This window comes from Runella salmonicolor (genome assembly GCF_024158025.1).
GTDB classification, from domain to species: domain Bacteria; phylum Bacteroidota; class Bacteroidia; order Cytophagales; family Spirosomataceae; genus Runella; species Runella salmonicolor.
On the sequence record NZ_JAMZEL010000004.1, the window covers coordinates 177,722 to 200,327 of the forward strand.

At 45.0% G+C, this 22,606-nt stretch carries 14 protein-coding genes; 8 read left to right on the forward strand and 6 right to left on the reverse strand.

Features of this window, described 5'->3' with window-relative positions; all coding sequences use genetic code 11:
* Window positions 1-76: 76 nt before the first annotated feature.
* Window positions 77-2,881: a M16 family metallopeptidase gene (locus NCI00_RS12210; protein WP_253527885.1), complete on the reverse strand. Its 2,805-nt coding sequence runs from the start codon at window positions 2,879-2,881 to the stop codon at window positions 77-79.
* A gap of 173 nt (window positions 2,882-3,054) precedes the next feature.
* On the opposite strand from NCI00_RS12210, the gene NCI00_RS12215 reads away from it, so the two are divergent.
* Entirely contained in the window at window positions 3,055-3,669 is a 615-nt protein-coding gene (locus tag NCI00_RS12215) for an IMPACT family protein (protein ID WP_253527887.1), read from the forward strand.
* Between the two features lie 92 nt (window positions 3,670-3,761).
* Here NCI00_RS12215 and NCI00_RS12220 read toward each other — a convergent pair whose 3' ends face one another.
* On the reverse strand, window positions 3,762-6,017 hold the full coding sequence (locus NCI00_RS12220; protein ID WP_253527889.1) for a S9 family peptidase: 2,256 nt from the start codon (window positions 6,015-6,017) through the stop codon (window positions 3,762-3,764).
* Window positions 6,018-6,221: 204 nt separating this feature from the next.
* On the opposite strand from NCI00_RS12220, the gene nth reads away from it, so the two are divergent.
* The gene (nth, locus tag NCI00_RS12225; RefSeq protein WP_166558519.1) at window positions 6,222-6,899 is read left to right on the forward strand and encodes an endonuclease III; all 678 of its coding nucleotides are present in this window, start codon (window positions 6,222-6,224) and stop codon (window positions 6,897-6,899) included.
* A gap of 79 nt (window positions 6,900-6,978) precedes the next feature.
* Window positions 6,979-8,064, forward strand: coding sequence for an aminotransferase class V-fold PLP-dependent enzyme (locus tag NCI00_RS12230; protein ID WP_253527891.1), 1,086 nt, complete (start codon window positions 6,979-6,981; stop codon window positions 8,062-8,064).
* A 64-nt stretch (window positions 8,065-8,128) separates the two neighbouring features.
* On the opposite strand, the gene NCI00_RS12235 is transcribed toward NCI00_RS12230, so the two are convergent.
* From NCI00_RS12235 to NCI00_RS12250, 4 genes are all read right to left on the reverse strand, one after another.
* Window positions 8,129-11,425 (reverse strand): 3-coathanger stack domain-containing protein, encoded by a 3,297-nt coding sequence (locus NCI00_RS12235; RefSeq protein ID WP_253527893.1) that lies wholly within the window; start codon window positions 11,423-11,425, stop codon window positions 8,129-8,131.
* A gap of 148 nt (window positions 11,426-11,573) precedes the next feature.
* Entirely contained in the window at window positions 11,574-12,083 is a 510-nt protein-coding gene (locus NCI00_RS12240; protein ID WP_253527895.1) for a cupin domain-containing protein, read from the reverse strand.
* Between the two features lie 2 nt (window positions 12,084-12,085).
* Window positions 12,086-12,850 (reverse strand): type I methionyl aminopeptidase, encoded by a 765-nt coding sequence (gene map, locus NCI00_RS12245; protein WP_253527897.1) that lies wholly within the window; start codon window positions 12,848-12,850, stop codon window positions 12,086-12,088.
* A 76-nt stretch (window positions 12,851-12,926) separates the two neighbouring features.
* Window positions 12,927-13,760, reverse strand: a complete 834-nt coding sequence (locus NCI00_RS12250) for an aminotransferase class IV (RefSeq protein WP_253527899.1) — start codon at window positions 13,758-13,760, stop codon at window positions 12,927-12,929.
* Between the two features lie 148 nt (window positions 13,761-13,908).
* Between NCI00_RS12250 and NCI00_RS12255 the strand changes: the two genes are divergently transcribed.
* The 5 genes from NCI00_RS12255 (at window position 13,909) to NCI00_RS12275 (ending at window position 22,552) form a co-directional block, all read left to right on the forward strand.
* Entirely contained in the window at window positions 13,909-16,788 is a 2,880-nt protein-coding gene (locus tag NCI00_RS12255) for an outer membrane beta-barrel family protein (RefSeq protein ID WP_253527901.1), read from the forward strand.
* Between the two features lie 39 nt (window positions 16,789-16,827).
* A complete protein-coding gene (locus NCI00_RS12260) occupies window positions 16,828-17,559 on the forward strand; it encodes a GLPGLI family protein (protein WP_253527903.1) in 732 nt (243 codons plus the stop codon).
* 50 nt (window positions 17,560-17,609) lie between these two features.
* Window positions 17,610-19,442, forward strand: a complete 1,833-nt coding sequence (locus NCI00_RS12265; protein ID WP_253527905.1) for a sensor histidine kinase — start codon at window positions 17,610-17,612, stop codon at window positions 19,440-19,442.
* Between the two features lie 39 nt (window positions 19,443-19,481).
* Complete coding sequence (locus NCI00_RS12270; protein WP_310586773.1) at window positions 19,482-20,237, forward strand: response regulator transcription factor; 756 nt, start codon at window positions 19,482-19,484, stop codon at window positions 20,235-20,237.
* A 497-nt stretch (window positions 20,238-20,734) separates the two neighbouring features.
* Window positions 20,735-22,552 carry a glycosyltransferase family protein gene (locus NCI00_RS12275; RefSeq protein ID WP_253527907.1) on the forward strand — a complete coding sequence of 606 codons (1,818 nt, stop codon included), beginning with the start codon at window positions 20,735-20,737 and terminating at the stop codon, window positions 22,550-22,552.
* Window positions 22,553-22,606 lie beyond the last annotated feature (54 nt).

Genomic DNA, 22,606 nt, shown 5'->3' on the forward strand with positions numbered 1-22,606 from the left:
TTGCGAGTTACAAACAAAAAAGCCGGGCTAGCCCGGCTTTTTTGTTTGGGTATTTTTGTGGATTTACCACGGATTATTACTTCTTCTCTGGCAACAACACCGCTTTGATGAAGTTGGCATCGCTGAGGTATTTATTGGCCGTTGCTTTGGTGCTTGCGACGGTGATTTTGTTTAGTTGCTTCTCCCAGTCCAAAAGTGCTTTTGGATCTTCGCCCTTGGTGTAGGCGTCGATTAGCTGGCTCTGCCAAAAACCGTTTTCTTTGGTTTGGACTTCCATGGCCCGGCGGGTTTCGGCTTTAAACTTGTCAATATCGGTCTGCGTGGCTCCGTTTTTCTTGATTTCGTCAATGACCGCTAAAGTTTTGACGGCCAATTCTTCGACGCGCTCAGGGCCTGTGCCATAACCAATGCGTAAACTGTAGCGAGGAGCTGGAATCTTGCTGTAAGCCGCCCGAGCACCGATGCCGTATACGCCGCTTTCTTTTTCGCGAATGACTTCAATCAACTTGATATTCAGGATTTCTTCCAACGCATCCAGTTGCCAGTTGTTGTCATCATTGTATTCATAATCACCGCTGTAAACCAATGTCGCCTGACTTTTTTGCTCAATGCCTTTGTAGACTTTCTTCTCAATTTTGCCCTTCGGCGCACGAATACCCAAGTCACGGAATGACTCTTTTTTGCCCTGTGCTGGCAAAACGGCTAGGTATTTTTCAAGCAAAGGTTTGATTTGTTCTACATTGAATGAACCCGTAAAGAAGAAGGTAAAATCAGACGCATCGGCAAAACGCTCTTTATAAATCTCGTACGAGCGGTCTGGGTTGGCCATATCCCAACGCTCTACGCTGATGGGCAAACGACGGAAATTATAGTTGCCCAGCAACGTATTCAAGGTGTCCTGAAAAACCATTTCTGGCGACGGCGACGCTTTCATGTTTTGAATAGCCGAGCGCTGCGTGGTCATGAATCCTTTGATGACTTCGTTGTCTTTGCGGGGTTTTGTAAAGTAGGCGTACACCAGTTGGAGGGCTGTTTCGAGGTCTTTGGGACTGCTGCTACCCGTAAAACCTTCTTCGTTTTCGCTCACAAAAGGACTGATGTTGACCACCTTACCCGTCAGGTATTTTTTGAGGGCGTTTTGGCTGAATTCACCCACGCCGCTCTCTTCTACCACCGCGTCTGAAAGGCCAGCGCTCATAAAATCTTTGTCACTATAAAGCGACGTACCTCCTTGGCTGCGGGCGCCGATGAGGATTTCGTCATTTTTGAAGTCAGTGGGTTTAAGCACAACTTTGACGCCGTTGCTCAACGTAAGTTCGGTCACGCCCAGTTCGGCGATTTGTTTAGTGGAAGTCGTACGGCCCGCTGCTGGTAAATTTTCGATCAACGGTTTGTTGATGACTTTATCTTCGTAGGCGGTCACCCCTTTGCCTGCTCCGTTGACCCATTCCAGAATTTGGGCTTCGGTCGGTAGCTTCGCTTTGTCTTTTTCCGAGGCCATGATAATGACCGTGCGGTTGTCGGGCGTTAAATATTTGGCAGCCAAGGCGTTTACCTCTTCGATTTTGATGCCACTAAGTTGTTCTTTTACAAATTCGTAGTAAAACTCAATGCCTGTTGCGGGCGCATCCTCCAAAAAGTGATTCATGTATTCATTCACATAACTCGCTGATTTGGTTTTGTCTTTTTCTTTGAAGCGCTTTTCAACGCTGGTCAGCAACTGCGTTTTGGTACGCTCTAATTCAGTAGCGGTAAAACCGAAATTTTTCACGCGGATTCCTTCATCCAATACTGCTTTTACGGCCAGTTCAAGGTTACCATCTTTGGCGACGGCAATGTTGCTGAACGAGTCATAATCTCCAATAAAACCGCCGTAGCCCGCTCCGCCAAACAAGAAAGGAGGGTTGGCCTGCTGTTGCAATTCCTGCAAACGTGCCTGCAACATTTGGTTGAACAGGTTGCGTTTGATGGTCTCGCGCGAGTCATTCAAGGTTTTTTCTTCCGCTTTGGGCAATTTTGTTACTATTTGAGCAATCATGTAAGGCTGCTCTGGGTCAGTGACAATTGCTACGCGGGTTCCTTTAAAATCAGCCACTGGATATTTTCCGAGCGGCTTAGCATTGGTGGCTTTCGGAATAGCCCCGAAGCGCTCTTTAATGGTTTTTTCTACCTGATCAATGTCGAAATCACCCACCGCTAGAATTGCTTGCAAATCAGGACGGTACCAGGTTTTGTAGAAGTTGCGGATGGTTTCGTGCGTAAAGTTCTTGAGAATATCTTCGGTTCCAATCACGGTACGTTTACCGTATTTTGAGTCACCGACGAGAATAGGAAGCCATTTATCGCGCATGCGTTGTTGTGCGCCTTTGCCACCGCGAAATTCTTCCAAAATTACGCCGCGCTCCTTGTCAATTTCGGAGCCTTCCATGGTGATGTTGTGCGCCCAATCCTCCAGTACGACAAACGCTTTGTTGAAAATATCGGCGGAGTCGGTCGGTACTGGAAGTTGATATACCGTTTGGTCCTGACCCGTGAAGGCATTTAAGTCATCGCCAAATTTAACCCCAGCGCGTTGGAGGTAGCTGACTAGTTCATTTTTAGGGAAATTTTTTGTGCCGTTAAAAGCCATGTGCTCCGTGAAGTGTGCCAAGCCATTTTCTTTGTCTTCTTCCTGAATCGCTCCTACTTTGTTGACTAGATAGAGTTCGGCGCGCTTTTTGGGTTCTTCGTTTTTACGGATGTAGTACGTCATCCCGTTGGGCAATTTGCCATAGCGGACTTTTGGGTCAAAGGGAATGGGCTTTTTAAGGTCGACTTGGGAAAAGGCTGCATTTGCCCAACCGAAAACTACCATAAATAGTAGTAATTTTGTTTGTTTCATGGATTGCGAAAGTTTAGATGAAAAGAGAAGTAAATGATAAAACAAGTTGTTTACGCACTTGTTCACAAATTTATTGTGGATAAGTGGTCGAAATCAAGGTTTGCTGATAAATAAATTGTCATAACAGTAGGCTAAAACGAAAAAATTAGTTTTTCAACAAAGTTATTGATTTAATGTTATTTGACGATAGTTACAGAACAATAGTCACACCTGTAGAAGGGCTTTTTCGTGATCGAGGAAGTAAATTTTTAGCTTTTGGGTACCCAATCCAAAACGAAGAAGACGTAAAACAATACCTTACTGCATTACGTGAAATTCACCCCAAAGCCAACCATCACTGCTACGCCTACCGCCTTGGGCTAGACCGTACTCATTTTCGCGCTAATGACGACGGCGAACCGTCGGGCTCAGCGGGAAAACCCATTTTAAATACGCTTTATGCCCATGATATTACCAATCTTCTGGTGGTAGTAGTTCGTTATTTTGGGGGTACGCTGTTGGGTGTTCCGGGCTTGATTAATGCCTACAAAGTGGCCACCGAAGAAGCGCTCAGTCAAGCTCAAATTGTGACTAAACACGTGCGCGACGTGTACACGCTGACGTATCCGTACGAACAAATGAACGAGGTCATGAAAGTCATCAAAGCGTTTGACCTGACGCCTCAAAAACAGCAATTCGACAATGAATGTAGCCTTCAAATCGAAATCCGCAAAACGCTCCTGAATCAAGTATTGGGCAAACTGGAAAAAATTGAAGCGTTGCGACTTGATTTTGAAGTAACGATTTAACATTGGAGATTAACTAGGCGTCTGACGGTTTTGAACCGTCAGACGCCTGATTTTCGTATTTCCCGTATTCCGCCACTACTTTCTCCTCAAAACTACAAATTCTTCAATACCCAATCCGTCATCATTTGATAACGGTGCATGAGGGTATTACCGCCACTGATGCCATGATTGCGGTTGGGGTAATAAAAGCTGTCAAACTGTTTGCCAGCCTTGATAAGGGCATTGACAAAATCGACGGAATTCTGAAAATGAACGTTGTCGTCGCCCGTTCCGTGAACTATGAAGAATTTGCCTTTCAGTTTATCAACGTGCTGAATGGGGGAGTTGTCATCGTAGCCCGAAGCATTGTCTTGCGGGCGTTTGAGGTAGCGTTCTGTGTAAACGGTGTCATAATACCGCCACGTGGTAACGGGCGCGCCTGCAATGCCCGCTTTGAAGTACTCGGCACCGATGGTCATGCACAGCGAGGCCATGTATCCGCCGTAGCTGTGGCCGTGAATTCCGATGCGAGACGCATCCACGTAGGGCAAGGTGGCTAAATACTTGGCCCCTTCAATTTGGTCTTCGGTTTCGTATTTGCCAAGTTGAGCGTACGTAACGGTCCGGAAGGCATTGCCGCGCGCGCCCGTACCGCGCCCATCTACCGACACAATCATGTAGCCTTTGCTAGCCAATACCTGAAACCAATAAAACAACCCACCACCCCAAGTATCGGTCACGGTTTGGGAACCAGGGCCCCCATAAACGAACATTAAAACGGGATATTTTTTGGCGGGGTCAAAGTCAAGCGGTTTCATCATCCAGCCGTTGAGGCTTGTGCCCTGCGTAGTGGTAAATTTGAAAAATTCTTGTTTAGAAATGCGATATTCGGTCAAGCGCTCGCGGAGTTTTTGATTTGCCTCCAACGTACGTACCGCTTTGCCCGTAGGTGCCTGATGCAGACTCACAACCAACGGTTCCTGCGCCGACTGGTTATAAATCAAATAATAACTGAAGTCAGGACTCATGTTGACCGTATTTGAACCTGATTTCTCGGTCAATTTTACGGGTTGAGGTACGGGAAGGGGTTTCTTGGATTTTTTGTTGACGGGAGGAGTGGCAAAACTCAAACTGTACAAATGCCGCTCCATCGGCGAAACCATCGGCGAAGTAAAGTACAGTGTCTGCGTTTTTTCGTCGATTCCGACCAAATCCGTTACTTCCCAATCGCCAGAGGTCAGGGTTTTGAGCAACGTGCCGTTCATATCGTATTGGTATAAATGCTTGTAGCCGCTGCGCTCGGAAGATTGGATAAACGATTTGCCGTCGGCCAAATAGGTAAGGTCGTCCGTAAATTCCAAATCCACATAGGTTTTGCTTTCTTCGCTCCACACGGTTTTGGATTGGCCCGTAGCGGCGTCACTGTGCAGAATGTCTAACCGATTTTGCAGTCGATTCATACGTTTAATGGACAATAAACCAGGGTTTTGTGTCCATTTGATGCGCGGAATGTATTGGTCTGCTTCGGGGCCAACGTCTACTTTTGTTTTTTGGTTGGAAGCTAAATCATGGACCCAAATCTCCACCAGTGAGTTGGCTTCTCCTGCTTTTGGATATTTATAACGGTAATCTTTAGGGTACAAATCGCCCCAAAGCTGCATGTTGTATTCAGGAACGCGGCTTTCATCAAAGCGATAAAAAGCAATTTTTTTGCCATCAGGGGCCCATTCAAAGGCCTTAGCAAAACTGAATTCTTCTTCATAGACCCAATCGGAGGCACCGTTGATGATTTCGTTGCGTTTGCCATCGGTGGTGATGGCTTGCTCGTTGAGGGTAGAAAGGTCGGTAAGATACAGGTTGTTGTCTCGAACAAAAGCCACTTTGCTGCCATCAGGAGAAAGCGTTGCCAACATTTGTTTGCCGTTTTTGGAGAGCTGCACTAGCTTTTTGCTCGCCAAATCATACACGTAAAACTCTGCCTTGAACGACCTACGATAGATGCGCTCGATGCCCGTGGTCAACAACAGTTTGCGCTCGTCGGCGCTGAGTTCGTAGCTGTCAAACTGTATATTTTGATTGGTGCCCTCTACCTTGACGGTCGATTGGTCAAAAAGCGTTTCGACGGCTTCGCCCGTGGCAATGCTGTATTTAATGACTTTTCCGCTTTGTTGGGCGGTGTAAAACCCACCCGCTTTCATCCAGTTTACGCCAGATACGCTACGCGGGGTAAAGACAGAGCCTTGTGGGCCGTAAATATCATTGAGGGTAACGGTTTTTTGCTGGGCTTGAACAAACGAGACAAAAAACAAATAAAAAATAAAAGATGGAACGGTAAACCGATAATGGGTTGAAGGAAAGGTTTTTCTCATGAAATTGATGAATAAGTGAACAAATAAGACGCAATGAGACAAAGATAGGGAAAACTTGAGCAACCATTAAATCACCCATATTGCGGGAAAATTCCTCGCGCATTTCCTGTTTTAAGCTTCTTATCTAAAACTCTCTGTTTTCAAAGGGGTACATTTTGAGGAAACAAGTATCTTTGAAAGCCCAAAAAAGGGCTGTCCAAACCTATGCAAAAGAAAGAACGCTATCGTCTTTTAATCGAACATTTCTCGCAGAAATTTCCCGAAGCTGAAACAGAACTAAATTATTCCAATCCGTTTGAACTGTTGGTAGCGGTCATTTTGTCGGCGCAGTGTACCGATAAGCGTATCAATATGGTTACACCGGCACTTTTTCAGCGTTATCCTGACCCGCAGGCCATGGCCGATAGTACCGCAGAGGAAGTATTTCAACTCATTCGGTCGGTGTCGTACCCCAACAACAAAGCCAAGCACCTCGTAGGGATGGCCCGGATGCTGCTTGATAAATTTGACGGCGAGGTTCCGAGCACGATTGAGGAATTGCAACAAATGCCGGGCGTGGGGCGCAAAACGGCCAACGTTATTGCTTCTATCATTTACAATCAGCCCACGATGGCGGTCGATACGCACGTTTTTCGGGTTTCGCACCGGCTGGGCTTGGTTGCCAAAACCGCCACTACTCCTCTGGCGGTTGAGAAAGAACTCGTCAAATATATCCCCGATACGGTGATTCCATTGGCACATCATTGGTTGATTTTGCACGGGCGTTATGTGTGCGTGGCGCGCAGCCCTCAATGCAACAAATGCGAACTGACGCACGTATGTAAGTTTTATGAGACACTGCAAAAAAAATTGAACGCTCCTAAAAAGAAGCAAGAATTGTAGTAATTGGTATAAAAAACGGGTTTTTAGCGTAATTTTGCCCCCTCAAACCAAAGGCCTTACCGATAGGGCTCCAAATCAGATGAAACAAGTCTATTTTACAGCCGGGCCGGCTGAGATGTATCCTACGTTTGAGAAGCACTTACTGACCGCCGTTGAGCAGCAATTGGGTTCGATTTCGCACCGCAGTCAGAAGTTTCGGAGCATTTATCAGTTTACGGTAGAGCAGCTCCGTACTTTGATGAATATCCCTGATACACACGGTATTTTCTTCACGGGTTCTGCCTCGGAAGTGTGGGAGCGGGTGGTACAAAACTGTGTAGAGCACGAAAGTTTTCACTTGGTCAACGGGTCTTTTTCCAAGAAATTTTACGAGTATAGCGCCTCCTTGCGCAAGTACGCCCACAAGCAGGAAAAACCATTTGGCGAAGGGTTTGACTACGCTGAAGTAGAAGTGCCCGAATACGCCGAATTGATCTGTGTCACGCACAATGAAACCAGTTCGGGCGTGCAAATGCGCGAACCCGACATCCACAAACTCAAGCGGAGCAATTCTAAAAAACTCATTGCGGTAGATATGGTGTCGTCGGCTCCGTATCCCGACTTGGATTTTAGCGTGATTGATACCGCGTTCTTTTCGGTTCAAAAAGCTTTTGGCTTACCAGCGGGTTTGGGGGTATGGATTGCCAACGAAAAATGCCTCGCAAAAGCCGAGCGCTTGCAGAAGTACGAGGATGTTAGCATCGGAGCGCACAATAGTTTGCCCATGCTGTGGAAGAATTTTAAGAATTACGAAACTCCCGCTACGCCTAACGTGATTGGCATTTATCTTTTGGGAAAAGTAGCCGAAGATATGAATAAAATCGGTGCCGAAACGGTGCGTAAGCAGACCGAAGAAAAATATAAATTACTTAATAAATACATTGAAACCAGTCGTGCTTTCAGCCCGTCGGTAGCCGAAGAGCGGCATCGTTCGCGCACGGTGATAGTGGCCAATACCCGCATTCCGTCGCCCGAAGTAATTGCTCAGGTAAAACAAGCCAATATGATTGTCGGGAGCGGTTATGGACCTTTCAAGGAAAGTCAAATCCGTATCGCCAATTTCCCTGCGGTATCGTTTGAGCAGGTAGAAGCGTTGATTGGCGAATTGAAGAAATTGGAGAACTAATAAACGAGGCGGGCGATTAAGGCTCGCCTCGTTTAACATACTTCTTATTTGTGCAGACAAAAGTTTAGGGCTTAGTTACTTCACATCCTTTAATTTCAGCGCTGAATAGTGTTTGGCCTTCGGTTTTGAAGCCGGGAGTTAATTCTATGGATTCTTTAGCAGAAAATAACGTGTTGTTTTTAATGACTGGAGCGCCGCTTTTAATAGTACTGTTGGAATAGTATTCGTTACTGTCCGAATAGATATAGCCCAGATTTACGTCTCCATAACACCTTTTTACCCGTACTTCTCCTATTGCCTGACCATAACCGCATACGCTTTCAATGTCGGCTAAAGTATATACATTGCCGGGCGTTGACGAAGCCCATATAGGCGTCACTTTTGTGTATGCCTGTATAGCTGTCCATCCGAAAGCATTGGAATTTACCACCGTTTTGCCGTTCCAACGAGGCGTATTGGAGTTGAGTGTTTCGGCTTTCAGGTAGACAGATGAGTTACTGCCATCAACCCATAAGATAGAGGTGCCATCTGAAGCGGTTAGTTTGACCTGATGGCGTTTATAAATAGAAATTCGAGGCAAACGATAGTTTTTGGCGAAATGACCTTCATGGCTTAATGGCTCTACCTCAACCCCAAAACCGCCCTCATAGGGCATATCAGGAATTTGGACGGTATAATGAAAAGGGCGCTTTGTGACAACCGGGGCCTCAAATCGAAGGGAATCAGGATATATCTGAGCATAAGGCGCAATCGGCCTGAAATACACTTTGTAGTCAGTCGGTACATTTTGCGGATTGCCCTCAATGGAGAACATTACATCCACTATATTTTGCTGACATCTTATACCTGCTTCGACAAGTGCGGTTTGGATTCGATAAGGTCTTACCTTGATTTTTACAGTGTCATTCAGGGATGTAACTCCGCAAATATTTTCCAGCGCATTTAATACCAACAGTGTATCGTTGGAGGGCTTTATATTAATGTAAAGACCGTTTACCATGCCTGAGTTATTATTCACGTAGGCGGCATAATTATACCAAGTACTATTGATCTTAACATTATAAGGTTCATTGGAATTAGAAGTGGAAGATTGTATAATAAGCGGCATATTTTCTCCCTTTAACAGATCAATAGTTTTACTTAAAATCTTATTTCCGTTTAAATCAAATGTATTCACAAACAGAGAAGCTGTTTGGTTGACTGTAATATACGAAGATGCCTCGCGAAAGGCGGTTGGCAGATTGTCGGCTTCTGTCTGAACCGAAGAGATAACAAACTTGCAGAAATTGTTGTCTGCCGAAACAGGTATATTGGTCGGGATCTGAATGGATAAAATTTTTGACTTGCCTCTGCCTACTTCATAAACGACAGGGACGTAATTGATATATCGTACCAACCGGACTAAATACTCATCTTCTGTTGAAAAAGTCCCGGCAGTTTTTATTTCAATTGTATAGGTGCCTCCCAAACAAACTTGTTTCGGACTTTTTACGATGAAAATGTTTTTCTGTGTGGTATTTGTAACGGTTACTGTAACCTCCGGAACAGGGAAATTTTCGGTTTTTCCACATCTGTTTTCGAGGGTCTTCCATCGGAAAGAAGTGGTTTGTGTAATGAGCGGATGCAGGGAAATGTCTCTGGTGTATTCAATGTCACTCGCGAAAATAGATAATGTATCGTCGCGTTGCCCATCGGTAAATATCAACGACCCGGGGGACCCTCCTTTGAATAAAAAAGAGAGATAGCCGTTTCCGGGGCTTGTCATCGGTGTAGATGCCCATGCCGTTACCGGAACAGGTTTTTGAGTTACTTTGATTTGTTGCCAATACAATGAACTTGAAGCGGCCGGAGCATTAGTTTCAATTTTTAGGCCAAAGCTGAATGCCGTAGACTCAAAAGATGAAGCGGCGGGAATCGTAAATACCAAACTGTCGGAGGAAATACGAGTGGTTGGCAATGACAAAACTGTACCGTTGCTCAAATACAGTTTAGCAGTAAAGGTCGTACTGGCAGTAAAAGGAAGTGACGACTTTATTTTTAGCCTTAATTTCTCGTTTTCGCAATAGGTGAGTTTTGGTAAATTCTCAATGTAAAAATCGTTTTTTACAACAAGCTCCCGCTCTCCTGAAACGGAATATTCCCGGGAAATTCCACACGCTGTGATCAACGAATCAACTTTATAATAATGTGTTTTTTCAGGGTTAAGGAAAACGTCGGCCATATATCCGGAACTTGCACCACTATAGCTATTGAAATTATTGACAATGGTGCCATCTGAGAGTTTGAGTGTCAAAGGTCTGCCGGACTCTGTTGTCCCAACACTGCGTATTCTAAGCCAAACTTTATTTTTATATCCCACCGGATTTGTGACACCGTCCAGCCAATCTAACTCAATTTTCGGGGCACTATTCATAAAGATCGGAACGAAATCAGTGGCGGCGTCAGGAGCAATGGATCTTATTCGTACAAAATAAGTTCCTGATGAAAATGAATTATCTAAAGTACCGGTGAAGTTGCGGGCATCTACAACCGTCGTGGAAAGTTGTTTGATGGTGTCGCCTTTAATATTGGCGACTTCGATCACTACTTGGTCAGGGTTAAGTTCACCTGTGTAATCTATATTGACGTTAATTTTTCGATCCTCGCAAATTGCTTTTGGATATACAGATGTTATTTTCAGTTTAAATGGATTTACTTTCACAGTAATGGTATTAGGGGGAATAACTTTGCCTATACCGCACCTGTTCTGAATTTGAACCAGTTGATAAACAGTTGTTTGATTAGGTGATAATGCCCATTCTCCCCCTAAGTACCAAAGGGTACTGTCAGCCAATTTACCGATTACATTGTCATCGCCTCGGTATAATTTATGGCCCACATACCGTGCTTGTCCTGCATTGGTGTATTCATTCGGGAATCTTGAAATAGGGAAAATATCAACTGCCTGCATGGGCTGTTCCAGTTGAATAGTAGGCAAAAGGCCAACATTAAAATATGTTTCATTGCTGACTGCAACCGGGTTGGTCGAGCTTATGCTCGCAACTGGAAACAATTTCCATGTTCGATTTTTATCAGCGTATAGTTTAGGTAGTTTAAATTGCAGAGGAGAGGATGTATTATCAGCGGTTATATAAATAACGGTATCTCTTGACGAGCCCGAATTTTCCTTAAGTTTAAGTACAAATTTATTATCAGGTGCCCAAGAACCTGACAATGCAACAGGAATGCTGATGGTTGATCCTGCACAAAGAGAATAAAAGTTGTCGGAACTAATGGAGATAGATTGGCCTTTGGCTGAAATAGTATTTAGGGCTGATAAATATAATAGTACTACCCAATTAATACGAATCTTATTCGCCATTTATATTAAATTTTAGTGTAAGATTTATGGCTATATTAAATACAATAAAGTTCTTTTTGGTATATTTTGTACCGTTTTATGTGCCAAAAAACTATTTTTTCTTTAGAATTTTATTAAAAAGATGATTTTACAATTGAATTATTAAAAATTAGTACTTTTCAAGCGTCAGCAACCGAATCACTTCCTCATGTTGTGGATAAGTTGCTAATAAATCTGCCCGTTCGGCCAATTCAAAATCAGCAAAATCAAAGCCTGGCGCTACGGTGCAACCTACCAACGAATAATCACTTTCCGCCGCAGGTTTAGAACCAAACCATGTACTGGCCGGCACCACTGCCTGAAATACTTCTCCATTGTCAGGGTTAGAGCCTAATTTGATGATTTCCAGCTTTCCGTCTTCATGAATAACGTAGACATTTAACGGACCGCCCGCGTAGAAATGCCACATTTCATCGGCCTGAATGCGGTGTAGTGCCGAAAAATGATGATTTTCGAGTAAGAAATAAATGCCCGTGCCAAAACTTCTATCTCCCGAAAAACGGCTCGGAAGTGCACTTTGTGAAATGCTTTCCGTCGAACGATAAGTTTCGGTAAAATAGCCGCCTTCAGGATGCGTCTGCATTTGGTATTTGTCTACCCAATACTTTGCCTGTTTCATGTTCAATTCCAAATTTCGTTGCTTTCGGTAAGTATCACAGGTTTTCCATCGGTAATCATAATGGTATGCTCGTGTTGGGCTACAAAACTGCCGTCGTTGGTCACAAACGTCCAACCGTCACCATTTTGGTGCGCAAGCGTGGCTTTGGTGGAAATGAAGGTTTCTACGGCTACAATGGAGTTTTTTCTGAAACGGCTCGTATTGAAGCGGTCATAGAAACAAGGAATTTCGGAGGGCGCTTCGTGCAAACTTCGACCTACGCCGTGCCCGACGAGGTTGCGGATGACCCGATAGCCTGATTTTTTGGCTTCGGTTTCAATCAATTTTCCAATATCGGCAATTCTGACGCCTCCTTTGATTTGATGAATGGCTTTGTGTAAAATCTGCTTCGAGGCGTTGACAAGTTTCAGGTGATTGTGTTTGTCTTCGCCCAATACAAAAGAGCCGCCGTTGTCGGCCCAGAACCCGTCGAGTTCGGCCGAAACGTCAATGTTAACTAAATCACCCTCTTTTAAAATCTTGTGTTCGGAAGGAATACCGTGCGCTACTTCATTGTTGAGGCTGATGCACGTCCATCCCGGAAAACCATAGGTAAGGCGTGGGGCCGATTTGGCCCCAAATTCTTGGAGTATTTGTCCGCCATAATCATCTAGTTCTTTGGCGGTCATGCCGGGGCGCGCATATTCGCGCATCTTTCGGAGGGTAGTGCCGACGGCTTCGCTGATTTTTTTCATGCCGACTAGCTCGGCAGGATTGGTGATAGACATGGGAATATTATTGGTTAAATGAAGCGGTAGATAGAACGTTAAAACCTAAAAGTATTGAGAATAAGCCGCTAAAAAACTACGCCTTTACCAATCCATACCCCGTCACCAATTCCTCAAACTGCTCCAATAGCTTCAAGGTTCTGACACCGGGCTTGCCGTCGCCCACAATTTGACGGCCAATTTGCACCACGGGCATCACCCATTTGGTTGTGCTGGTGGTAAAGGCTTCGTCGGCTTCTTCCAGTTCTTCCACTTTTAGCGGGCGAATTTCTACCTTAAAATCTTTTTTGGCCAGTTCCAATACTACTCGGCGCGTGATGCCGTGCAAAATGTTTTGGTCGGGCGTGATGAGCGTATCGCCTTTGAAAATGAAGAAGTTACTGCGCGTTAATTCACTTACTTCGCCGTCTTTGTGGTATAATAAATCGGCAGCTCCCTGCGATTTCATCTCAGCGGCGAGGCGAATCATGTGGAGATAATTGGTGCTTTTAAGCTCGGGTAGGTCGCGCACAAATTCAAATGGCAATACTTTGATGCCACGGTAACGCCCTTCGGGGTTGTCTTTGGGCAGATTTTCGGCGATAATCAAAAAATTGGGCTCTACCACGCTGACACTGTCGGGCGAATAGCCGCCCGTCAAGACAAAACGGTAGGCAATATCTGGTTTGTCGGCCAGTCTATATAGTTCTGCCAATACATCGGCGGTTTGAGCCTGTGTAAGCGCTACGGGCAGGCGTAGGACTTCGGCCGAACGGGTAAAACGCGCCCAGTATCCATCCCACTCAAAAGGAACGCCGTTGTAGGTACGGAAGTAGTCAAAAAGGCCGTAGCCGCGCAATAAAGCAAGATCGTTGATTTTGACAGAAGCCTGTTCGACAGGGATAATGTCGCCGTTGAAGTAGCAATGCATGGTGAATGAAGATGTCTAAGATGAGTGTTTGCAAAGATAGGGTTTTTGGCATTAACCTTAATTAACATTGTTTCTACGACCATTAACCTACTTTGGCCAAGCGCCTCATTAGTTTTGTCCCGTAGTCATTCAAAAACCCATTACAGCCATGCATTATTTAAGTAAAAGTGTTACAGTTAACTCCCGACAGAACACGACGTTGACAAAAACAAAAAAGGAAACTTCTTTCTTTCAACGTTATGCCCTGTCGGGGCTTTTTTTTCTGGTACTTTCGTCGGCTTCACTTGCCCAAAAATTAACCATCAAAGGAACGCTTCGCGACACTGCCAACCGCCCGCTCGAAGGTGCAACGGTGATGTTGTTGGATGGAAAAGATACGTCGCTTGTTTCTTTTTCGAGGTCCCAATCAACGGGTGCGTTTGAGTTTAAAAACGTAGCCAATGCCCCGTATTTTCTCAAAGCTACCTATGTGGGCTTGCAACCGTTGAGTCAATTAATTCAGTCACAAACAACAGATTTGTTGGATTTAGGAGCGATTCAGATGGCGCCTGTTCCCAAGGATTTAAAAGAAGTAATTGTCAAAGGCGAGCGCGACCCCGTGACCATCAAGCAAGACACCATTGAATACAATGCAGGTTCGTTTAAAGTACAGCCCAACGCGGCCGTGGAAGAACTGCTCAAACGCCTGCCGGGCGTAGAAGTAGACCGCGACGGAACGGTTCGCGCCCAAGGACAGCAGGTGCAACGGGTCACGGTCGACGGCAAAGAGTTTTTTGGCCGAGACCCCAAAATGGCGACCAAAAATTTACCCGCCGACGTGGTAGATAAAGTACAGGTTTTTGACCGAAAATCAGACCAAGCGCAGTTTACGGGCATTGACGATGGTCAGCGGGAGAAGACCCTTAACCTGACGTTGAAAGAGGAAAAGAAAAAAGGGATTTTTGGCAATGTCACGGCGGGGGTGGGTGATGCGAGTCGGTATTCGCTCAAAGGCAATTTTAACCGTTTCAGCAAAACCCGTCAGTTGTCGTTTTTGGGAATGGCCAACAACATCAATCAACAGGGGTTTTCCATAGATGATTACATGAATTTCACGGGAGCTTCGCAACGCATGATGGCTGGCGGTGGGGTGCGGTTGCAGTTTAACTCAGATGATGATGCCGCCATTCCCCTCAATTTTGGTGGGCGCAATAATGGCTTTGTCACCTCGGGCGGGGCGGGCTTGAATTACAATGACCAGCTCAGCAAAAAGACCAAGTTGCAAAGCAACTATTTCTATAATCAACTCGACCAATTGATTGAACGTGAGACCAATCGAGAGACTTTCCTGCCGATGGGTAATTTTAAAACCAATCAAAATACCGCTCAAAAAACCACCAATGCTACGCACCGAGGAAATGTGACCTTGGACCATAAAATTGATTCGCTCAATTCGTTGAAATGGACCAATAACTTCAACTATTCCCAAAATTCGTCCAATACAGGCAGTAGCAGCCTTTCCACCAACGGTAGCGGTGCGCTCGAAAATGAAGGTACACGGCAATCAAATGCACAAGGCGATACTTGGAGAATTAACTCTGAGTTGTTGTGGCGACACAAGTTTGCCAAAAAAGGGCGGACGCTTTCGACCAATTTTATTTTGGGCCTTGAGCAAAGCGACCGCGATGGAACTTTGCGTGCCGTCAATACTTTTTACAATCCCGCTGGTCAAAAAAGCCGTGTGGATACGCTACGCCAGACCAATACACAGGCCAACGACCGTCAAAGCTACGGTATCACGGCATCGTTCACTGAGCCTTTGGGTAAACGTAAGTATTTGGAGGTCAATTATGCGCTGAATCTTTCCCAAAACGACGTTGACCGGCAGGTTTTTGACGTCAACGGCGAGGGGCGTGCGCCGCGCTTCAATGCGCAGTTGAGCAATCAGTTTCGCAATGATTTTACGTATCAACGCGGTGGGTTAAATTTCAGAATGAATACCCAAAAAGCTAACTTTTCCACGGGCATGAGCGTGCAGCGGTCGGCGTTGGATGGGGAGTTGATTTTGCAAAATACCCGCATTGCCCGCACGTTTGTGAATGTGTTGCCCAACCTGCGTTATCAATACAATTTTGCCACCAGCCGCAACCTGAATGTGACCTACGATACCGACGTGCGTGAACCAAGTATTCAGCAACTTTCGCCGATTGTAGACAACAGCGACCCGCTCAATATCGTGACCGGTAATCCCAACCTGCGGCCCGAATACAATCATCGCCTAAACTTGAATTTCTTTAATTTTAATCAGCTCAAATTCAGTAACTTCTTTGCCTTTGCCAACCTGACTTATACCACCAACAAAATTGCCAATGCGCAACAAGTAGATGCTAATTTGGTGCGCACGTATCGCCCCGTCAACGTAAAAGATGATTATACCGTCAACGCCAATATCTCGAAGGGATTTCGGATTAAAGCCCTCGGTACTCGGGTGAATTTTAGTACTAATTTGGTGTTAAATCGGGGCATTACGCCCGTCAACGACGTAGACAACCTCACACGTCGCCTCGAAAGTCGCAACCGGCTTCGGTTGGAATACCGCTACAAGGAAATTTTGGACCTTTCGACGAGTGCGGCCATTACCTACAACCAAACCAGTTATTCGCTCAATCCCAATCTTAATCAGTCGTTTGTGAATCAGGTATATGATGTAGAAGGTAACTTAAAAGTAACCAAAACGTTGACTCTTAACTCGACACTGGACTACAGTATTTACGATTTTGCGGGTTCAACTTTTAACCAAAAAGTGCCCATCTGGAATGCGTCGGTGTCTAAGTTTTTCCTGAAAGGGAACCGTGGAGAACTTAAGTTTTCGGTGGTCGATATGCTCAATCGCAATGTGGGCATCAACCGCATTGCGCAGGCAAATTTCGTACAAGACGAGCGGATTCGCTCCTTGGGCCGCTACTTCCTGTTGAGTTTTACGTACAGCCTCAAAAGCTTCATGGGCGGTATGCCATCGGGCGGAATGCGCGTGATACGCCAAGGGTAAAAATATTCATTTTTAAACAAATAATTAAATCATAAACCAATGAAAAAGACAAGTTTAAGCCTAATTTTGATATTTTGTTTGTTGCAGGCTTTTGGCCAACAAAACGAAGGAATTGTATTGTACGACCAAAAAATTAACATGCACAAACGTATGCAGGATGAGTCGATGAAGGCCATGGTGCCTGAGTTTCGTACCAATAAAATGCAGCTTTTGGTTCGCGCCAGCGAATCGTTGTTCAAGGCTGCCGCGCAACCCAACGAAGACGAAGAAAATACGGATGCCAACGGAAATACGGTGCGCATGGTGATTCGCGTTCCGCAAAATGAAACCTACCGCAACTACGAAACCCAAAAATCCGTAGAATTGCGCGAATTGGCGGGGCAAAAGTTTCTGATTGAAGATACCCTGCGCCGGATGCCGTGGAAATTGGCGGGAGAGACCAAAAAGATTCAGGGCTATGACTGCATGAAGGCTACCATGACCAATAAAGTAAATAACCAGCCCATCGTAGCGTGGTTTACGGAGGCCATCCCCGTACCAAGCGGACCCGCAGGATTTGGCGGATTGCCTGGCTTAATTTTGGAAGTAGACGTCAATGACGGCGACATGATTTACAGCCTGACCAAAGCGGAATTTAAAAAATTGGCGGCCAACGATATAAAACTACCTTCGGGTGGGAAGAAAATAACCGAAGCCGAGTTTACCAAAAAACGCGATGAATTTATGAAGGAAATGGGAGGACAAGGTGGCATCAGAATCATTCGGAATTAGTATTTTGTCGTCTTGAAAGGGCCTATTTGACTCATACACTGTTAACAAAAATGAGGAATACTAAGTCAGCTATTACTTCTTTATCCCTGATGGTCGCCAGTATGCTTTTACTGGCGGCTTTTCAGGTATTTTGGCTGCGCAAAGAATACAATGAACAAAAAAGCCTCCTGCAAAAGGAAGCCGATATTTTGTTCAAAAACACCATTCAGGCCTTGGAAGACTCGGTGATTCAGAAGAAGATAACTTTTCCGATGAAGAAAGTATTTTCGATTGATTCACAAGCTCAAAAAACGAACAAAGTGGCCATTGACCGAAAGTTTACCTTTAGATACACCCACCAAAGTTCGCCTCCTACACCTATCGTTTATTCAGACAAAAAAGCGCCTGACGGCAAAAATGAAAGAGCAGAAGCATTCAACTTATTTTATATTCAAACGGCGGCTCGAATGGCTCAATCGCTGGGTGTAGATACCACGCTTTCAAAAAGTAAACTGCAAGACGTTTTACGAAAAACCCGACCCGAAGATATTCGCGCCATTAAGATGAATTCAGTGGGTAACTTGGACATTACCAAACTGACCGTTGCCGACACTACACCGCAGGGCAAATCTGAAATTATCATTGTAAAATCGCACCAACCTTCTGATACGCTCCAACGAATGCTTGGCCGAATGGCCAAGGTTGTGATGTATAATCGCCCAAATCGCGACAGTGTTTTGTCATTTACGCCACTTTCGGGGGAAAATAATAATATAAGAATATCGGTTGTTGAACGTACTGAAAAACAGGCCTTATCGACGCAAAAGAAAGCTAAGGCGAAAGCCGTGGAAAATCAATTCATTATCCGTTTAGGCAACGATTCGCTCAAAATTCAAGACATCCAACGTGCCTACGTGCGACAAATCAGAAAGTCAAAAATTGACCTGCCGTTTCAGGTTGTACGCCAGGAAGTGAAGTCTTCTCCTGAAAAACAGGAAGTAAAACCTTCGGCTGAATCAAATCAACCCACCTTGTCTACGTCAGCCGTCGCTACGACCATCCCCTTTGGAAGTACATACAGTGCGGTTTTTTCCGATTATAATGGCTTTTTATTGAAGAAAATCCTGCCACAAAGTCTGTTTTCATTTTTTCTATTGGCCATTACAGGCTTGGCTTTTGGGGCGATTTACCAAAATCTTCGCCAGCAGCGCCGCTTGACGGAACTAAAAAATGATTTTATCAGCAACGTGACGCACGAGCTTAAAACGCCCATTGCCACCGTAAGCGTAGCGATTGAGGCGTTGCAGAATTTTGGGGTTTCGCAAAACCCCGAGCAAACCAAAGAATACCTCGAAATATCAAAAAGTGAACTCAATCGCCTGACGTTGTTGGTGGATAAAGTGCTGAAAATGGCGACCTTTGAGCAGCACGGACTGACGCTTTCGCCTGAAACCGTTGATTGGGCCGAACTCATACAATTGGTGCTAAATTCAATGAAATTGCAATTTGAGAAATACGGTGCAAAAGTAGATTTTGATAAAAAAGGACATTCTTTTTTGCTCTCTGCCGACAAAATTCACCTTACCAATGTAGTCTATAATTTGTTGGATAATGCCCTAAAATACACCGAAACACGCCCCCAAATTTCGTTGTTTTTGCAAGAAACCGACGCGGAGCTGCGCCTTTCGGTCAAAGACAACGGCATCGGTATTCAGTCGGAGTTTTTGTCGAGAATTTTTGATAAATTTTTCCGGGTACCCACGGGCGATACGCACGATGTAAAAGGGTATGGGCTAGGATTGAGCTACGTATCATCGGTTGTCAAACAACACCACGGTCGCATCGAAGTAGAAAGTGAAGTAGGCAAAGGCAGTATTTTTACCATCATTATCCTCAAACCGTAGGGGCGGGGCGCAGCGGCAGACCGTTTGCCTCCGCCCGATATGCATTTGCCTCCGCCCGAAACCCAAATTGCGACGCCGACCATTTGCCACCACCCAAAACAAAGCATGACCAAGATTCTGTACGTAGAAGATGAGCCCTTTTTAGGGAAAATTGTAAAAGAAAGCCTCGAAAGCCGCCAATTTGAGGTGTGCATGGTAGCTGATGGGCGAGATGTACTTACCCAATTTAAAGCATTCCAGCCCGTTATTTGTGTGTTGGATGTGATGCTTCCGCACCGAGACGGCTACGCGTTGGCGCAGGATATTCGTCAATTGGCCCCCGAAATGCCCATTATTTTTCTAACCGCCAAAACCCAAACCGAAGACGTGCTGAAGGGGTTTCAGGCGGGAGGCAATGACTATGTGCGTAAGCCTTTCAGCATGGAGGAACTGATTGTCAGGATTCAGAATTTGCTTCAGTTGACCAACGCTAAGCCCGTCTTACTGGCTCCAAACGGCCATATCGGGCTTGGTAGCTATACTTTTTATCCTCATAAGTACGAACTTCACCGCGCCAGCAATCTGCGCAAACTCTCCCACCGCGAAACGGAACTGCTTTCAATATTGGCCGAAAACCGCAACTTCACCGTACCGCGTCGCGATATTTTGATGCGGGTTTGGGGCGACGATTCTTTCTTCAATTCCCGTAATTTAGACGTCTATATCACCCGCCTGCGCGACTATCTGCGCGACGACCCTGCCCTCGAAATCGTCACCCTCAAAGGAGTTGGCTATTTGTTTAAGTGTGAAGGTTGAGAAAACTTCCCCAAATCCCCGCAGTGATAAGGGATAATGCCATTATTTTGTATAGTATTGTTGGGAAAGAAATTTTATTTTTTTCCTATTTATGCCCCTATTAAATGATATGGGCATTATCTTTAGGAACTGTGATGCTCTTGTTAAGAATATTAGAATGCTATTAGAAAATAGACTCTTCAAAATACTTGTCGATAAAATAATATCAAATAATCAAGTAGTGTAATGGGTAAATCTATTTTTAGATAGTAAAACCACTTTGTTGAGAGTGAGGTGTTTGGGAGCAGATTGTAGGCGGATGTTAAATAAAGAGTAAGCTGTATTTTGGAAAAACAGGTCAAAAACCTTCCTGACGCATGTTGTAAGTATTTTAAGCAACTTTATCCTTAGCGTTTGTTTTCCTTGAATAAAAGTAAATAAACATTATTATTGCAATTCAAAACTATAAAATTGTACATTTTAAATTAAAAATTGTACATTAAAAATCTTCATTAATCGTGGAAAAGAAACCTAAAAAAGCCCTCTTATTTGAAGTCGCTTGGGAAGTCTGCAACCAAGTGGGAGGAATTTATACCGTAATTCGGAGCAAAGTCCCTGCGATGGTCGACCAATGGGGGGATGATTATGTATGTTTGGGGCCTTATTTCCCCCAACGTGCTTTAACAGAATATGAGCCTATCACTTCAGACGACGGGTCGGGGATTTATCAGACCGTAGAAAAGATGCGCGAGGCGGGTTTTGTAGTCGAATACGGCTACTGGCTCATTACCGGAAAACCCCGCGTGGTACTGTTTGACATTAGGAGTGTAGCGGCACAGCTAGACCGTATAAAATATGGCCTGTGGGAACGGCATCGAATCTCGACGGTCAATATTGAAGACTTGGTCAATCAAACGTTGGGTTTTGGCGAAATGGTGCGGGTCTTTTTGACCCAGTTTGCGGAAGATTACGCCAAAAAATTTGAAATTACGGCCCATTTTCACGAGTGGATGGCAAGTTCAGGATTGCCAGATTTGCGCAAAGATGATGTTCGGATTGCGACCGTATTTACCACCCACGCTACTATGTTGGGACGGTATATCGCTTCCAACGAGCGTGACTTCTATACCAAACTTCCTTCATTTGATTGGCAACACGAGGCGCGGTACTACGCCATTGAGGCTCAGGCCACCATCGAACGCCTTGCTTACCTGAGTGCTCACGTGAGTACAACCGTCAGCGACGTAACGGCCCGTGAATGTGAAGTGTTTTTGGGTAAATATCCCGACTTGGTGTTGCCAAATGGCCTTAATATTCAGCGTTTTGCCGCAGTACACGAGTTTCAGAACCTACACATGAAGTATAAGGAAAATATCCATCGGTTTATCATGGGTCACTTTTTCCAAAGCTATTCTTTCAATCTGGATAAAACGCTTTATTTCTTCACGTCGGGCCGCTATGAATTTGTCAATAAAGGCTACGATATTACAATGGAGGCCTTGGCGCGGTTGAACTGGAAAATGGTACAGGCCAAGATGGATATGACGGTGGTGATGTTTATCGTGACGCGTCAACCTTATCATTCTATCAACCCCGATGTACTTCAGTCAAGAGCAGTTTTGGGTGAAATACAGGATACCTGCGAAGCGATTGAAAAGCAATTGGGCGATAAATTATTTTTGGCTTCTGCTTCTTCTACCGACCACCATTTGCCTGATTTGAATCAATTTGTGGATGAATATTGGCGCTTGCGTCTCCGTCGAACCATTCAAACTTGGAAAACGAAACGCTTGCCGCCTTACGTAACCCACGACCTGAAACAACCTGATTCTATCACGGAATATTGCGAGCGTTCGGGCCTGAAAAACCACGAGCAAGACCGCGTCAAAATCGTATACCATCCTGATTTTATTGCTTCAACAAATCCACTTTTTGGATTGGATTACGGCCAATTTGTGCGAGGATGTCACTTGGGGATTTTCCCAAGCTACTACGAGCCGTGGGGGTATACGCCGTTGGAGTGCGTAGTGCGCGGTATTCCCACCGTTACGAGCGACCTGTCGGGTTTCGGTGATTTTATCATGCAAATCATGCGAGATTACGAAAACCGAGGTATTTACGTAATCAATCGCAAAACGCAAAACTTTGATCAGGCCGCCGACCAATTGGCCAACATAATGTTCAAATTTGTGCGAATGAACCTGCGCGAGCGGATTCAACAACGTAATAAAGTAGAGAATATTTCGGATGTATTCGATTGGGGAAATCTGCGCTCTTACTACGATACGGCTCACGATTTGGCCGCAAAAAAAGCGTTCAAAACTACGGTGAATTAATTTTTATAGCTTGATTTATCCTCGGCGATGCTTAAAGCGTTGCCGAGGATTTTT

Bases quoted from the DNA above. Each gene is read 5' to 3' on its own strand.
- NCI00_RS12210 (WP_253527885.1), bottom strand. From the start codon at position 2,881: ATGAAACAAACAAAATTACTACTATTTATGGTAGTTTTCGGTTGGGCA.
- NCI00_RS12215 (WP_253527887.1), top strand. From the start codon at position 3,055: ATGTTATTTGACGATAGTTACAGAACAATAGTCACACCTGTAGAAGGG.
- NCI00_RS12220 (WP_253527889.1), bottom strand. From the start codon at position 6,017: ATGAGAAAAACCTTTCCTTCAACCCATTATCGGTTTACCGTTCCATCT.
- nth (WP_166558519.1), top strand. From the start codon at position 6,222: ATGCAAAAGAAAGAACGCTATCGTCTTTTAATCGAACATTTCTCGCAG.
- NCI00_RS12230 (WP_253527891.1), top strand. From the start codon at position 6,979: ATGAAACAAGTCTATTTTACAGCCGGGCCGGCTGAGATGTATCCTACG.
- NCI00_RS12235 (WP_253527893.1), bottom strand. From the start codon at position 11,425: ATGGCGAATAAGATTCGTATTAATTGGGTAGTACTATTATATTTATCA.
- NCI00_RS12240 (WP_253527895.1), bottom strand. From the start codon at position 12,083: ATGAAACAGGCAAAGTATTGGGTAGACAAATACCAAATGCAGACGCAT.
- map (WP_253527897.1), bottom strand. From the start codon at position 12,850: ATGTCTATCACCAATCCTGCCGAGCTAGTCGGCATGAAAAAAATCAGC.
- NCI00_RS12250 (WP_253527899.1), bottom strand. From the start codon at position 13,760: ATGCATTGCTACTTCAACGGCGACATTATCCCTGTCGAACAGGCTTCT.
- NCI00_RS12255 (WP_253527901.1), top strand. From the start codon at position 13,909: ATGCATTATTTAAGTAAAAGTGTTACAGTTAACTCCCGACAGAACACG.
- NCI00_RS12260 (WP_253527903.1), top strand. From the start codon at position 16,828: ATGAAAAAGACAAGTTTAAGCCTAATTTTGATATTTTGTTTGTTGCAG.
- NCI00_RS12265 (WP_253527905.1), top strand. From the start codon at position 17,610: ATGAGGAATACTAAGTCAGCTATTACTTCTTTATCCCTGATGGTCGCC.
- NCI00_RS12270 (WP_310586773.1), top strand. From the start codon at position 19,482: ATGCATTTGCCTCCGCCCGAAACCCAAATTGCGACGCCGACCATTTGC.